This is a genomic window from Kitasatospora sp. NPDC002965, from assembly GCF_040611255.1.
GTDB lineage: Bacteria > Actinomycetota > Actinomycetes > Streptomycetales > Streptomycetaceae > Kitasatospora.
On record NZ_JBEXNT010000070.1, the window covers coordinates 33727 to 48428 of the forward strand.

Below are 14702 nucleotides of genomic sequence, written 5' to 3' on the forward strand. Positions count from 1 at the left end.
TATCGTTCAGCCAGGGCTAAACGATCAGCGGAGTGGGGCGGACGTGGCGGTGGAGATCCGGCTCTCGGCGGCCGAGGTGGCGCGGGTGCGGCTGGCGGTGTCGCCGCTGGCCGAGACGGTGCTCGGAGTGCGGGCGGCGCTCGGTGTCGGTGGGCACGAGGTGCACCGGCCGTGGGTGCGCGAGGCGCAGCCGGTGCTGGCGGAGGAGCCGCAGTTGCCGTTGCTGCGGACGCTGCTCGAAGGCTGCCTGCCGTCGTTCCTGTTCCCCGTGCCCGAGGAGCGCCTGCCGGCGTTCGACGCCGAGGTGGCGGGCTTGCGGACGACGGACCCGGCGTACGTCGTGGCGGAGTGCGCCGCCGCGCTGGGCGCCCGGGCCGGGCGGCTGCCGGAGCCGGCCGTGCTGCTGGAACGGGCCGCCGATGCGCTGACGCGCTGCCACGCCCGGCTGGTGGCCCCGCACTGGGGGCGGATGCGGGCGGTGCTGGAGGCGGACCTGGGCCGGCGGGCGGTGGCGCTGGTGGACGGCGGGGTGGAGGGGCTCTTCGCGCAGTTGCACGGCGACGTGGTCTGGCGGGAGGGCGAGTTGGTGGTGCACGGGCGCCGCCGCTCGGGTGCGGCGTGGACCGTCGAGGCGGGCGGCCACGGGCTGGTGCTGATGCCGTCCGTCTTCGGCTGGCCGGACGTGATCGTCGACCACTCCCCCCGCACCGCCGCCTCCATCCGCTACCCGGCCTCCGGCGTCGGGCTGCTCTGGGAACAGCCCCGCCCGACCTCCGCCGGCCTCGCCGCCGTCCTCGGCCGCACCCGCGCCGCGCTGCTCTCCGAACTCGGCGAACCGCTGAGCACCCCCGACCTCGCCGCCCGCCTCGGTGTCACCGCCGGCGCCGTCTCCCAGCACCTCGGCGCCCTCCGCGCCGCCGGTCTGGTGACGACCCGCCGCACCGGCCGCACGGCCGTACACCTGCGCACCCGGACGGGCACGGTGCTCACGGCCGAACCCTCGGGCTGACCGGGACCGGGCACCGCGGGAACGACTGCCGGCGCCCCGAACGGGTAGACGCGCGGCATGCTCACGTTCGGCATGGAGGAGGAGTACCTCCTCCTCGACGCGGTGACCGGACTGCCCCGCGCCCGGGCCGTCCAGGTCCGGGACGCGGCCGGACTGCAGCCCGCCCTGGACAGCGGCGAGGTGCAGCACGAGCTGCTCCAGGCCCAGCTGGAGGTGGCCACCCCGGTCTGCCACGACCTCGACGAGGGCGGCGGCCACCTCCTCCGGATGCGCCACGCACTGGGCCAGGCCGCCCGCGCGGACGGTTGCGTGCTCGCCGCCTGCGCCGCCGCCCCGTTCGCCGACACCGACGGACTGCCCGTCCCCGTCACACCCACGGCCCGCTACCGCGCCATGCGCGGCGACACCGGGCGCCTGACCGACGAGCAGTTGATCGCCGGCATGCACGTCCACATCGGCGTCCCCGACCGGGCCGCCGGCGTCACCGTGCTGAACCGGCTGCGCCCCTGGCTGCCGCTGCTGATCGCGTTCGCCGCCAACTCGCCCCTGTGGCACAGCACGGACACCGGTTTCGCCTCCTGGCGCACCCCGGTCTTCGGACGCTGGCCCGTCAGCGGGCCGCCCCCGCACTTCGACGGCGACCGCGACTACGACCGCCGCACCACGGCGCTCGTCCGCGACGGTCTGATCCCCGACATCGGACAGCTCTACTGGCACGTCCGGCTCTCCGAGCGGTACCCGACGGTCGAGACACGCGCCATGGACGTCCAGCTCCGGCCCGACGAGGCGGTCATGCTGGCCGGCGTGGTCCGTGCCCTGGCAACCCGTGCACTCGCCGACGAGCACGCGGGACGGCCGGGCCCGGCCGTCCTGCCGGAGCAGCTGGCGGCGGCCGTCTGGCACGGCGCCCGCCACGGCTGCACCGGCACCGTGTTCGACCCCCTCGCCGGCCGGCTGGTCGCCCCGGCCGCCGCGGCGGCGACGCTCCTGGAGCACGTGGACGCCGCTCTGGAGGCCGACGGCGAACACCGCCACGTCGTCCCGGTGCTGGAGCGCCTGCTGCGCGAGGGCAACGGCGCCGTGCGCCAGCGCCGCGTCCTGCGCGAGCACGGCCGACGGCAGTTCCTCGCGATGATCGCCGACCAGACCACCGGGGCCTGAACCGCACGGTAGCGGCAGGATCACGGCCCGCGACCCGGGTCAGGGGCGTCGCTCACGGTCCGAGGCGTCTGTCACCTCAGCCGTCTCAGCCGCCTGCTGAAAGGCGACGATCGCTTCACCGTTGGATCTCGCCCATTCGGTCAGCAGGGCGATGGGCCCCTCCAGGGTGCGCCCGAGCTCGGTCAGGCCGTATTCCACGCGGGGTGGCGCTTCGGCGTAGGTACGCCGCTCGACGAGCCCGTGGTCCTGGAGCCGGCGCAGCGTCTGCGTCAGCACCTTGCGCGAGACGCCGCCGATCAGCTCGACCAACTCGCCGTGCCGCAAGGGACCGTCACTCAGCGCAAAGAGGGTGACCACGGCCCACTTGCCGGCAATGACCTCGACGGCCAGGCGGGCGGGGCAGTCGGAGAGGAAGACGGTTCCGGGACGGAGACTCATGAGCTGAACGGTACCTACAGGTACCTGTCGGCTGCCTAACGTCGACGGCATGCAGCGCACCGTCCCGACGGGCACCGAGGCCGGCATCCTCTCGCCCCACTCGCACGACCCGAGACGGCGCCTTCCCTGCTGAACCGCCAACTCGGCTGCCCCGTGCCCGGGGTGTCCACCGCTCCGCACCCGCATGCGTGCACCTCCACCTGCCGGCAGGACCACCCGCTCACACCAAGGAAGCATCCGTGTCCCACTCGACCACCTACGTCCTCGTCCACGGCGCCTGGCACGACGGGCAGTCCTGGAACCGCGTCGCCCCGCTGCTCACCGCCCGGGGCCACCGTGTCTTCGCTCCGTCCCTCACCGGCCACGGGGACAAGGCGCACCTGCTCAGCCCCGAGACCGGGCTCACCACCCACGTCGACGACATCGTCGGCCTCGTCCTCGACCACGACCTCGGCGACGTCGTCCTCGTCGGGCACAGCTACGCGGGAATGGTCATCTCCGGCGTGGCGAACCGTGTCCCCCAGCGCATCTCCCGCCTGGTGTACATCGACGCGATGGTGCCGACGCACGGTGAGAACGCCATCGATGTCATGCCGTTCACCCAGGTCCTGATCGACGGTGCCGCCGGCAGCGCCCAGCCCTGGCGGATTCCGCCGCTGCCGGAGTTCCGCCCGCCGCTCGGCCTGTTCGGTGTCACCGACCCCGGCGACATCGCCTGGCTCAGGACCACGCTCTCGGACGAGTCGGTCCTCTGCTTCCAGCAGCCGGCCGAGATGGACAACCCCGCACAGGCGCTGATCCCCCGGCTTCACATTCTCTGCGTCGGCAGCGAGCCCGAAGGCGTCACTCGCCGACCCGTCCCGAACGCTCAGCCCAACGGCCGGCCGTCTCGCGTCTACGAGTTGGAGAGCGGCCACGATTCCATGATCACCAAGCCCGTGGAGCTCAGCGACCTGCTGCAAAGAAGCGTCTGACGCGGCGGGGCCGCCGTCCGGATGAATCGACCGCCCGGGGGCCATACCCGACTCCGGGCGGGGTAGGCGGGGCTCATGCGAGCTCTCGTCATCAACTGCACCCTCAAACCGTCCCCCGAGCCGTCGAACACCGAGGCCCTGGCCGACGTCGTCGCGAACGAACTCACCAGCCTCGGTGTGGAGGTGGAAACCGTCCGCGCCGTCGACCTGGACATCCGGCCCGGAGTGGGGACGGACATGGGCCACGGAGACCAGTGGCCGCCCGTGCACGACAAGCTCACGTCCGCCGACATCCTGATCGTCGCCTCCCCGACCTGGGTCGGCCGCCCGTCCTCCGTGGCGCAGCGCGTCCTGGAGCGGATGGACGCGATGATCTCCGAGACGGACGACCGCGGAGTGCCGGTCGCCTACGGCAAGGTGGCCGGCGTCGTCGTCACCGGGAACGAGGACGGCGCCCACCACGTCATCAGCGAGATCTCCGGCGGCCTGGTCGACATCGGTTACACGATTCCCGCCCAGGCCTGGACCTACTGGCACCTGGGCCCCGGTCCCGGCCCCGACTACCTGGACGACGACAAGGGCCACGACTGGGCCCACTCCACCGGTCGCACCATGGCGGCCAACCTCCACCACGTGGCCTCCGCCCTCACCGGGCGCCCCTGGCCGGCCCCTGCCGAGTGAGCCCGGGGCCCGTCCCGTCCGGGCATGACGGTGGCCGGCACCGAGTACTCGGTGCCGGCCACCGTCATGCCGCGGTCGTCGTCGTTCCACGGTTCTCCGTTCGCCTGACCGGCAGCGCACCCGGCGAACGCCCCGCGGGCCGATCAACCGGGCCGGTGCGAGCGGTCGCCGTGCCGGGGCCGGGTACCCGTACCCTGCTCGGCGTCGTCGTCGGCCGGTGGCGCGGCGTACGGGCTACGTGGGTCGGCCGCGGCGGCCGCACTCTCGGCGGTGGCGTCGTAGCCCTGCCGCACAGGGCCGCTGTCGGGGCGATCCGGGTCGGGCCCGTCCGCCGGGTCCCCGTCGTCGGAGGCGTTGTCGTAGGCGCCGTCGGAGGCGTTGTCGGAGGCGTTGTCGCCGTACGATCGGTCGGCGGGCGGCCCGGTTCCGGCGGCAGCCGCCCGCTCGTTCCGGTCCTCGCGCTGCGGGTCCTCGTCTGCCACGGGAGGCTCCTCGGGTTCGTTGCGTGCGTGTCTCGTTCAGTGGCGTGACCCTTGCCGGGCCGACCCCGTCGTGCGCCGGCCGGCGCGGGGTGTCAGGGAAGCGGGGTGCCGCCGGTCGCGTTGATGATCTCCGCGGTGATGTAGGAGGCCTGCTGGGAGGCGAGGAAGACGTACGCGGGCGCCATCTCGGCGGGCTGGGCGGCGCGGCCGAGCGGGGACTGCTCGCCGAAGTGGGCGACCTTCTCCTCGTCCATGGTGGCCGGGATGAGCGGCGTCCACACCGGACCGGGGGCGACGGCGTTGACCCGGATGCCCTCGGGGGCGAGCTGCATCGCCAGGCCCTGGGTGAACGCGACGATCGCCGCCTTGGTCATGGCGTAGTCCAGCAGGTGGGGGCTGGGCTTGTACGCCTGGACGGAAGCGGTGTTGACGATGCTCGCGCCCTCCCCCAGGTGCGGCAGAGCGGCCCGGGTCAGCCAGAACATGCCGTACAGGTTGGTCTTCATCACCCGGTCGAACTGGTCGCTGGGGATCGCGGCGAGCCCTTCGGGCCTCGACATCTGGTAGGCGGCGTTGTTGACCAGGATGTCGAGGCCGCCGAAGTGGGCATGGGCCCGGTCCGCCAGCCCGGTGCAGAAGTCCTCCTCCCGGATGTCCCCCGACACGGCCAGGGCCCTGCGGCCCGCCTCCGTGACGAGCCGCACCGTCTCCTGCGCGTCCTCGTGTTCCCCGGGTAGGTGGCAGAACGCCACATCGGCGCCCTCCCGCGCGAACGCCAGGGCCACGGCGCGGCCGATGCCCGAGTCGCCGCCGGTGATCAGGGCCCGACGGCCTGCCAGCCGCCCGCTGCCGCGGTAGGTGGCCTCGCCGTAGTCCGGTTCGGGCTCCATGGCCGCACCGCTGCCGGGGTGCGGCTGCGACTGGGCCGGGAACGGCGGCCCCGGGTACTGCTCGACCGGATTGCGCGGGGTGTACTGGTCCTTGCTCACATCACCACTTCCTCGACGGTCGCTGTCGGTGCCCGCCGCGCCGCCGTCCACTGCGCGGCGGTGTGCCCGGGTCCGAACTCCAGGGGTCCGGTCAGCGGGCGGACCCGGACGGCCCGGGGAAGCGGTCCCAGACCCGGTGTGCGGCGAGGAGGCCCACGACCCTGTCGACGACCTCCTCCCCCACGCCGCCGAGGACGATGCCGGGGGCACCGGCGGGGATACCGGCCGCTGTCAGGGCCTGCTCGGCGGTGCCCCAGCCGCCGATGGCCTTGGCGTGCCGCCACGCCTCGGCGAGCAGCAGGGTGACGCGCGGGTCGACCGGCGCACCCGGGTTGCCGGGCGCTCCCGCCCTGGCGTCCCGGCCACCGTCGGCGTCCAGGCCGGGGGCGGGGGTTCCGGCGAGCAGGACGGCGTCGAACTCGGTCGAGCGGGCGGTGGCGAAGGTCCGCCGGACAGGGACGGGATCGACGCCCTCGGCCGTCAGCTCCCCTCCGGTCGGGGCGATCACCAGAGGCACCAGGCCGGCGTCGAGGACCGCGCGCCGTACGGCGGCGAGCTGTGCGAGGTCACCGGCGGGGTCGGCGACGATGCCGATGACGCGGCCGTCGGTCGGCCACTCCTGCCCCAGCTGGGACAGGGCCGGACTCGGCGCGGGATCCGCGAGCGGCTCCGAGGCCTGCGGCGCGGGCAGGCCCAGCCCGTGCGCGACCTGTGCGCACAGGTACGGGTCGATGTTGGCGAGTGCCAGCAGGGCCCGTTCCTTGACGGCCTGGTGGTAGCACTTGTTCAGTTCGAAGGTGTACGCGGCGATGATGTGCTCGCGCTCGGGCGCGCTCATGCTCAGCCAGAACAGCCGGGCCTGGCTGAAGTGGTCGCCGAACGACGCCGGGGCCTCACGAACCTTGGACGCGGCCGCGATCGGGGTGGGGTGCTCGATGAAGGCGTGGTCGCCGGCGCCGGCGAAGAACGGGCAGCCGCCGTCGAGGGAGTTGGGCTTGTAGGGGGCGACGCCGCTGTGGACGGCGTCCTGGTGGAAGCCGTCGCGCAGCATGTCGTTGACGGGCGCGTGGGTGCGGTTGACCGGGATCTGCGCGAAGTTCGGGCCGCCGAGGCGGGTGATCTGGGTGTCGAGGTAGGAGAACAGGCGCCCGGCGAGCAGCGGGTCGTCGGTGACGTCGATGCCGGGGACGAGGTGCCCGGGGTGGAAGGCGACCTGCTCGGTCTCGGCGAAGAAGTTCGTCGGGTTGGCGTTGAGAGTCATCAGCCCGATCGGCTGCACGGGGGCGAGTTCCTCGGGGACGATCTTGGTGGGGTCGAGGAGGTCAATGCCCTCGAAGGTCTGCTCGGGAGTGTCGGGGAAGGTCTGGATGCCCAGCTCCCACTGCGGGAACGCGCCGGCCTCGATGGCGTCGGCGAGGTCGCGGCGGTGGAAGTCAGGGTCCGTGCCGGCGATCAGCTGGGCCTCCTCCCAGACCAGGGAGTGCACGCCGAGCCTCGGCTTCCAGTGGAACTTCACGAGGGTGGTGGCGCCGCCGGCGTCGACGAGGCGGAAGGTGTGGATCCCGAAGCCCTCCATCGTCCGGTAGGAACGGGGGATGCCGCGGTCCGACATGTTCCACAACGTGTGGTGGGTGGCCTCGGTGTGCAGGGACACGAAGTCCCAGAAGGTGTCGTGGGCGCTCTGCGCCTGCGGGATCTCCCGGTCCGGGTGCGGCTTGCCGGCGTGGATGACGTCGGGGAACTTGATCGCGTCCTGGATGAAGAACACCGGGATGTTGTTGCCGACGAGGTCGAAGACGCCTTCGGCGGTGTAGAACTTCGTCGCGAATCCTCGGGTGTCACGCACGGTGTCGGCGGAGCCGCGCGAGCCGAGGACGGTGGAGAACCGCACGAACACCGGCGTCTCCACGCCCTCCGCCAGGAACGCGGCCCTGCTGACTCCGGCCGCAGTACCGTATCCGCGGAACACGCCGTGGGCGGCGGCGCCACGGGCGTGGACCACCCGCTCCGGGATCCGCTCGTGATCGAAGTGCGTGATCTTCTCGCGCAGGTGGTGGTCCTGCAACAGCACCGGACCGCGAGGACCGGCCTTCAGCGAGTGGTCGGAGTCCGGCAGCCGTGTGCCGTTCGCCGTGGTGAGGAAGCCGCCGTTCTGCGCCCGGACGTCGTCGACCGCCCCGCCGTCCCGTCCGGTGGCGGACAACGGCGCGGGCGCCCGCTGGTCGGGTGAGGGGGGAAGCGGGGCCCGGGGCTCGGTGGGCTCGGCCACCGGCGGCGGCTCCGTACCCGGTGCACCCGGGACCTTCGCCTCGGGACGGCTCGTCTCGTCGGTCAGGGCATCGATGACGGCGTCAGCCGCCCTCTTGAGGGGACCCGGCGTTTCCATGAGCGTTCTCACCTTCGGGTAGGGGTGGCACGCAACCGCCACGGGGGCGGCGCGGTTCCTGAGGAGTCGTGCTCGGGTGGAGGGCTCCCGGGGGCGGGCCGTGTCCTGGGACCGCGCGGCCGCACCATCAGTGCCCCCGCTCCATCGCGTCTGCCCCGGTGGCGACGTACCAAGCAGATGCCTGCCCTGCAGTCCCGCGGCGGGACGGGGTGCGCAGAGAAAACGGACTCAAGGCCACCGCGAAGTACCGCCCGCCCCGGGTGCGCTCGATCCTGCTGGACGGTGTCGAACCTCGCATCCCGACGGCTGTCCACAGCCGAGACGGTCGGCGGCACGATCCTGAGGTTTCGGCATCGGGACGGCTTGTGGAACGGACCCGATCGTCGACCGCCTGCGGGAACCGTCAGGGCCCCGGGGGTGCCTCCAGGACCTGCTGGAAGCCGCGACGGCGGTCGGCCGGGAACGCTGCCTGTCGTGCATCGACTGAGCCGCGTCGGTCTGTCCCGTCCGACAGCCCTCCCTCCCGCCGGGAGTCACCCGTCGGTGGTGGCCCCTGACACACCCCCGTCACGCTCCGGTCGGTCGGACAGTTCCGTCCACAGGTCGAGGAAGGCCCGCAAGGGCGCACACGGCCGGGTGCCCGCCCGCCACACGAACACCTTCCGCAGACGGATGGCGGGCTCCAGCGGCACGACGTCGAATCGACGGTCGGCGGCGAGGACCGGACTCGCGCGGGACGTCAGGGCGATCCCGATCCGCTCGGCCACCAGGGCGAGTTGGAGGGCGACGTCGTTCGTCGCGTAGGCGATGTCCAGCCGCAGTTCCTCCGCGGCGAAGGCCTCCCGGATGAACGCGTGCACTCCGCTGTCGGGGCCGTAGCTGATGACCGGGCTCCGGACCGCCTCGTCGAGGGTCATCGGACGGTTCGCGGGCCGGCTTCCGGCGGGGAGGACCGCGACGATCCGGTCCTCCAGCAGCACGCGCGCGGCGACGGCGGAGGGTTCGCCGTCCGGCGGTCCCGCGACCACGGCCGCGTCGATCGCCCCGTCGCGGACCTTCGCCAGCAGCGACGGGCTCGACGCCCCGACGAGACTCACCGCGACCCGCGGATACCGGCGGTGGTACTCCCCCAGCAGCCGGGGGACGGCGGTCCCTTCCAGGCCGCCGACGGTCCCGAGCGCGAAGGAACCGCCGAGCAGGCCGGAACGGTCGGCGAACTCCAGGACGGCCGACGCGGCCGACGCCAGACAGGCCCGGGCGTGCGGCAGCAGGGCGGTGCCGCCGGAGGTGAGGACCACCTGCCGGGGCAGCCGTTCGAACAGGGGCTCTCCCAGCTCCTTCTCCAGGGCCTGGATCTGCTGGCTGATCGCGGGCTGCACGACGTGACAGCGGGCCGCCGCCTTCGTGAACGACCGCTCCTCCGCCACCGCGACGAAGTACTCAAGCGTACGGAGCTCCATGGCTGACAAGCTATCAACTGCGCACCTCAGCGACCGGATTGCGCCCGACTCCGACCGATCGCGAGCCCGGAACGACGACCCCGGTCCGATCAGCGATCGTGACGGCTGCCATCACCGCCGGGTATTGGACGCGCGCGGCCGGGGCACCGAAGCTGGTGACAGGGCGTCGGCCGGACCGGGGCCCCGGCGAAGGGTGAGGACAGGCAGATGAGAGTGACCGTCGTCGGCGGCGGCATCGCCGGACTGACCTGCGCCCTGAGCCTGCACGCCGCCGGCTTCGCGCCGCGGGTGTACGAAGCGGCACGGAAGGTCGAGGCGGTCGGCGTCGGGATCAACCTGTTGCCGCACGCCGTCCGGGAACTCTCCGAACTCGGCCTGGACGGCGAGCTGGCCTCCGTCGCACTGCCCCCGCACCGGTTGAGCTACCGGGGCCGGACGGGCGAGACACTCTGGGAGGAGCCGCTGGGACGCGCGGCCGGGTACCGCTGGCCGCAGTACTCGGTGCACCGCGGCCGACTGCAGATGCTGCTGCTGGCGGCAGTACGGGAGCGGCTGGGGCCGGACTCGGTCCGCACCGGCCTGCTGTTCCAACGGTTCGAGCAGGATGCGGGCGGCGTCCGAGCCCACTTCCTGGACCGGTCGAGCGGTCTGCCCGTGGTCGACGACGCCGACGTGCTGGTCGGCGCGGACGGCATCGACTCCGTGGTCCGCGGCAGGTTGTACCCGGACGAGAGCGCCCCGAGCGGGAACGGCGTCCACATGTGGCGCGGGGTCGCACCGCACCCGCACATCCTCGACGGCCGTTCGATCGTGGTGGCCGGGGGCACCCCCGGTGCGAAGTTCGTCGCCTATCCGATCGAGGACCCCGCGACCGCGGGCGCCGATGCCCTGGTGAACTGGGTCCTGGAGGTCCGGCACGGGCCGTCCGCCCCGCCTCCGGGCGGCCCCGGCCGTCGCGTCACCGAGGCGGAGGCCCGCGCCGGGCTGTCGTCGTGGAAACTGCCGTGGATCGACCTCACGAAACTCGCCGAACGCTCCACGGCGATCGTCGAGTACCCGATGACCGACCGCGACCCCCTGCCGCGCTGGAGCTTCGGGCGGGTCACCCTCCTCGGTGACGCCGCACACCCGATGTTCCCCATGGGCATGAACGGCGGCTCGCAGTCCGTCGTCGACGGCCGCGTGCTGGCCTGGTGCCTGGCCCGTGACGACGACCCCGCCGCCGCGCTCCGCCGCTACGACCGGATGCGCCGGCCGGCCGTCAACGCGATCGTCCTGGCCAACCGGGACCTGGGACCGGAGGAGACCATCGCGCGGGCCGAGGAGCACGGCGGGGCGCTGCCCGTCGGGGAGGCCGAGAGGATCGCGACCCGCTACAAGACGCTGGCCGGGGCCACCGTGACCCAGGTCAACACCCACCCGTCCTGGACGGTCCCTGCCGTCGCCGGTCAGGAGCGGCTCGTCAAGGGGCAGTGACGGGTCAGGACCCTCGTTCCGGCGGTCCCGGGCGGACCCCTCTCGGGCGGGGCCGGGGCCCCACAGCCCGAACCTCGAACCCGGTCCGGCATCGGCCTACGCCAGGCGGGGCAGCCCCGGACGACGGTGCTCGGCCGAGGCCGTCCGGAGCCCCGCCGCACCTCCCGGTGGACGGTCATGGACATGTCTACCGTTCGGGTCCGCCGACCCGGGCGCCGGGCCGGATCCGCGTGCTAGAACCGGCAGCGGGCGTGAACCCGCGCCCCGAAGCACCGTGCGACCCCATGCCACCGACCACGCCTCGGGAGACTCATGTCCGCCGCACGCACCTCACGCACCCGCCCGGTCCGCCTGCTGCTCGCCGCCCTCGCCGCCCTGACGCTGCTGCTCTCCGGAGCAGCGGGCGCGACCGCCGCGACCACCTCCACCACGGCCGTCACCGGCCTGGACGGCGTCTGGGCCTGCACCGTGCCCACCGGTTACGTCTTCGACCAGGTCGTCCAGGACACCCAGTGCAGCTCGGGCAGTTGGACCGCACCCCGGTTCCACCTGCGCACCCCGGTCGACGGGCTGACCTCGTGCCGTCAGGCGCCGGGCTTCACCTACGACTTGATCACCTACACCTACGGCTGCAGCCAGCAGCCGAGCGTGCCCTCGACGACCTTCCGCATCCGGGTCCCGGTGAACGGCCTGTGGGCCTGCGTCGTCCCGGCCGGCTTCACGTACAGCTTGAAGACGACCACCACGGACTGCAGCTACAACCCCGGCGTCCCGTCCACGAAGTACCAACTGCTCGGCTGAGCCTGCTCGTACGGGTGGCGCGGGCCTCGCGCCACCCGTACGACGGGCCGCCCTGCCGCCGGTTCGCCCCGCGGGCCTCGAACTCCCCCGGCCGGCAGCCGACGCGGGACGCCGGCGGCGGGCCGGCGGCGGGCCGGCGGCGGGCGGGCGGCGGCTCAGACGACCAGGACCCGGCGCCCGCGGGTGTGGCCGGCGCGGCTGTCGGTGTGCGCCGCCGCCGCCTCGGTGAGCGGGTACGACTTCTCGACCGGGATGTGGAGCCTGCCCCGGGAGATGAGGTCGACGGCCTCGGCGAGCGCGTCCGGCACGCTCCCGGCCACGCCGGAGAACCGGACGCCCAGCTGCGGCGCACCGAGGTCGGCGATGGAGACGACCTTGCGCGGGTCCCCGGTCAGCTCGACGAGTTCGCGGATCACGCCCGAGCCGGCCAGGTCGAGGGCCGCGTCGACCCGGCCCAGGTGCCGCACCCGTTCGACCCAGCCGTCGTGGTAGGTCGTGGCGAGGGCGCCCAGGCCGCGCAGGTAGTCCTGGTTCGCAGCCCCGGCCGTGCCGATCACCGCGATGCCGCGCGCGCGGGCGATCTGCAGCACCGCCGACCCGACGCCGCCGGACGCGCCGCTGACCAGCAGCGTCTGCCCGGGCCGCACGCCGACCTCGCGGATGACGCGCAGCGCGGTCTCCACCACCGACGGGTAGCCGGCCGCCTCCTCGAAGGTCAGCCCCTCGGGCATCCGGGCCCAGGCCGACAGCACGGCGAATTCGGCGTACGTGTCGGCGCCCTCGCCGAACACGCGGTCGCCGATCCCGATCCCTTCGACACCCTCGCCGACCTCGTCCACCACCCCGGCGGCGTCCAGGCCGACCCCGGCGGGCAGCTCGATCGGATGGGCTCCCAGGACCTGACCCTCCCGGATCCTCCAGTCGACGGGGTTGACACCCGCCGCCCGCACGGCGATGCGTATCCGACCGGGGCTCGCGCGGGGCTCCTCGGCCTCCACCAGGTGCAGGACCTCGGGACCGCCGAACTCGGCGAAGCTGATTTTCCTCATGCGACCGAAGATAGCCCTAACCGTTAGCTTTTCACAACGGTGAGGGATTCCTACCTGGTAGTGTCAGGACATGATCGAGCCGCCCGGACGCCGCGAACGCAAGAAGGCCGCGACCCGTCAGAAGATCGCTGACACCGCGCTGCACCTCTTCCTGGAGCGCGGGTACGACGCCGTGGGCATCCGCGACGTGGCGGCCGAGGCCGACGTGGCCGTCACCACCGTCTTCGCCCACTTCGCCTCGAAGGAGGCGCTGGTGTTCGAGCGCGACCAGGACTTCGAGCAGCGCCTCACGCGGGCGGTGACCGACCGCCCTCCGCACGAGCCGCTCATCCCGGCGCTGCACCGCGAGGTCCAGGCCCAGGTGCGGCACTGCACGGCGGAGGGCAGTGCCCCCGTCCGGCGCATGATCGAGGGATCACCCGCCCTTCAGGAGTACGAGGAGTCGATGAGCCTGCGTCACGCGCAGGCGCTGGCGGCGGCGCTGGCCGCCGATCCCCACCTGTCCCGGAGCGCGACGGCCTGCCGGGCCACCGCGCGGTTCGCCATCGACGCCTACGCGCTGGGCTGCCGGGCGGACGATCCCGGGGCCACGGTGGACGAGGTCTTCCGGATGATCGAGGCGGCCTGGGAGGCCACCGCGCCCTGAGCCGGGTGCCGGCGCGGCCCAGGGCCGCGTGTCACACCGCGCGGCCCTGTGCGGTCAGTCGGGTGGAACGCGGCGCATGCCACGTTCTCACCTCACCGAAGCCGCTGGAGGTCGGAAAGCCGTGCTGGCAAGAACCCGCCGGAGCAGGATCGCGCACCGCCTGAAGGTGTTCCTGGTCACCGCTCTCGCCGTCGCCGCCACTGGGATCTGGGCACAACCCGCAGCTGCGGATGTCCGGCCCGGCCAGTGGAGGTACCTGCACACCAAGATCATCCAAGACGCCGCGTCGGACATCTCGGGCGAAACCGAGTACACGAACGTCGTCACCGCCATCCGTCAAGCCGCGGGTCACCCGTTCGACGGCGACATCCGCGAGATCCAGGACCATGCGGGCGGGCTCATCGTCCTCGAAATCGAGGGCGAACTGAGCCAGCTGCGGGGCACGCTCCTGATCAACCCGCAGTCGCTCTACATCGCAGGGTTCGTGACCGCCCACAACGCCTACTTCTACTTCCGGGACGCCGCCCCCAGCGTCATCTCGGAGATCCACCAGCTGGCCCTGTCGCAGAACGGCCGCGCCCTCCCGCTCCAGATGAACGGCAGCTGGGGCGACTGGGAGCAGCGGATCAACGCGTCGGGCGTCGGGCTCCAGAGGAACTTCAACACCGCGGACTTCGGCAGTGCCAGCTGGTACCTCTGGAGGATGACCGTCGGTGCCCACCACGATCACCTCCCCCAGATCGCGGAGGCCATGCGCACCCTGGCCGCCGCCTACGAACTGGGCGTGCGCTGGACCAGCTTCCGTGACGACGTCGCCCGCGCGATGGGGCGGACGACCTACGAGACGAGGACCTCGGTCTACGACGAGGGGTCGATGGAGGTCCGTCGCTCCTGGGCGCGTTGGACCAACTGGGCCGCCCGGCACGCGGAGTGGTGGAGGAACCACCGGGCCGCCGAGGCCGCGACCCGGCTCCCGGAGAACTTCGAGATCGGCCCGATCAACGGGACTCTCCGCACCATGGGGGACATCCACCGGGAGATCCGGATGACCCCGTACCTCGGGCCCTCCCGCTAGACCGCCGGAGCCCGCCGAGCCGGCTCGGGGCCCGGCCGGACGGGGCGACGGGCGGCGGGCGGGGCCCCGGGCTGC

14 protein-coding genes are annotated in these 14702 nt (G+C 73.0%); 8 read left to right on the forward strand and 6 right to left on the reverse strand.

The window, feature by feature from the left end; all coding sequences use genetic code 11:
- Window positions 1-43: 43 nt before the first annotated feature.
- Window positions 44-1009 carry a DUF5937 family protein gene (locus tag ABZY91_RS25010; RefSeq protein ID WP_355405316.1) on the forward strand — a complete coding sequence of 322 codons (966 nt, stop codon included), beginning with the start codon at window positions 44-46 and terminating at the stop codon, window positions 1007-1009.
- 57 nt (window positions 1010-1066) lie between these two features.
- Complete coding sequence (locus ABZY91_RS25015; protein WP_355405317.1) at window positions 1067-2170, forward strand: glutamate--cysteine ligase; 1104 nt, start codon at window positions 1067-1069, stop codon at window positions 2168-2170.
- Window positions 2171-2209: 39 nt separating this feature from the next.
- On the opposite strand, the gene ABZY91_RS25020 is transcribed toward ABZY91_RS25015, so the two are convergent.
- Entirely contained in the window at window positions 2210-2608 is a 399-nt protein-coding gene (locus ABZY91_RS25020) for a helix-turn-helix domain-containing protein (protein ID WP_355405318.1), read from the reverse strand.
- Between the two features lie 239 nt (window positions 2609-2847).
- On the opposite strand from ABZY91_RS25020, the gene ABZY91_RS25025 reads away from it, so the two are divergent.
- Window positions 2848-3582 carry an alpha/beta hydrolase gene (locus tag ABZY91_RS25025; protein WP_355405319.1) on the forward strand — a complete coding sequence of 245 codons (735 nt, stop codon included), beginning with the start codon at window positions 2848-2850 and terminating at the stop codon, window positions 3580-3582.
- Between the two features lie 75 nt (window positions 3583-3657).
- The gene (locus ABZY91_RS25030) at window positions 3658-4263 is read left to right on the forward strand and encodes a flavodoxin family protein (RefSeq protein WP_355405320.1); all 606 of its coding nucleotides are present in this window, start codon (window positions 3658-3660) and stop codon (window positions 4261-4263) included.
- 143 nt (window positions 4264-4406) lie between these two features.
- Here the strand turns inward: ABZY91_RS25030 and ABZY91_RS25035 are convergent, their stop codons facing one another.
- The 4 genes from ABZY91_RS25035 to ABZY91_RS25050 form a co-directional block, all read right to left on the reverse strand.
- A complete protein-coding gene (locus ABZY91_RS25035) occupies window positions 4407-4745 on the reverse strand; it encodes a hypothetical protein (RefSeq protein WP_355405321.1) in 339 nt (112 codons plus the stop codon).
- 92 nt (window positions 4746-4837) lie between these two features.
- The gene (locus ABZY91_RS25040; RefSeq protein ID WP_355405322.1) at window positions 4838-5734 is read right to left on the reverse strand and encodes an SDR family oxidoreductase; all 897 of its coding nucleotides are present in this window, start codon (window positions 5732-5734) and stop codon (window positions 4838-4840) included.
- 91 nt (window positions 5735-5825) lie between these two features.
- Window positions 5826-8120 (reverse strand): catalase, encoded by a 2295-nt coding sequence (locus tag ABZY91_RS25045; protein WP_355405323.1) that lies wholly within the window; start codon window positions 8118-8120, stop codon window positions 5826-5828.
- A 533-nt stretch (window positions 8121-8653) separates the two neighbouring features.
- Window positions 8654-9580: a LysR family transcriptional regulator gene (locus ABZY91_RS25050; protein ID WP_355405324.1), complete on the reverse strand. Its 927-nt coding sequence runs from the start codon at window positions 9578-9580 to the stop codon at window positions 8654-8656.
- A gap of 207 nt (window positions 9581-9787) precedes the next feature.
- On the opposite strand from ABZY91_RS25050, the gene ABZY91_RS25055 reads away from it, so the two are divergent.
- Window positions 9788-11056: an FAD-dependent monooxygenase gene (locus ABZY91_RS25055; RefSeq protein ID WP_355405325.1), complete on the forward strand. Its 1269-nt coding sequence runs from the start codon at window positions 9788-9790 to the stop codon at window positions 11054-11056.
- 312 nt (window positions 11057-11368) lie between these two features.
- Window positions 11369-11857 (forward strand): hypothetical protein, encoded by a 489-nt coding sequence (locus ABZY91_RS25060; RefSeq protein ID WP_355405326.1) that lies wholly within the window; start codon window positions 11369-11371, stop codon window positions 11855-11857.
- 155 nt (window positions 11858-12012) lie between these two features.
- Here the strand turns inward: ABZY91_RS25060 and ABZY91_RS25065 are convergent, their stop codons facing one another.
- Complete coding sequence (locus ABZY91_RS25065; RefSeq protein ID WP_355405327.1) at window positions 12013-12906, reverse strand: NADP-dependent oxidoreductase; 894 nt, start codon at window positions 12904-12906, stop codon at window positions 12013-12015.
- 70 nt (window positions 12907-12976) lie between these two features.
- Here ABZY91_RS25065 and ABZY91_RS25070 point away from each other — a divergent pair, with 70 nt between their 5' ends.
- Window positions 12977-13552, forward strand: coding sequence for a helix-turn-helix domain-containing protein (locus ABZY91_RS25070; protein WP_355405328.1), 576 nt, complete (start codon window positions 12977-12979; stop codon window positions 13550-13552).
- 121 nt (window positions 13553-13673) lie between these two features.
- Window positions 13674-14627: a hypothetical protein gene (locus tag ABZY91_RS25075; RefSeq protein ID WP_355405329.1), complete on the forward strand. Its 954-nt coding sequence runs from the start codon at window positions 13674-13676 to the stop codon at window positions 14625-14627.
- Window positions 14628-14702 lie beyond the last annotated feature (75 nt).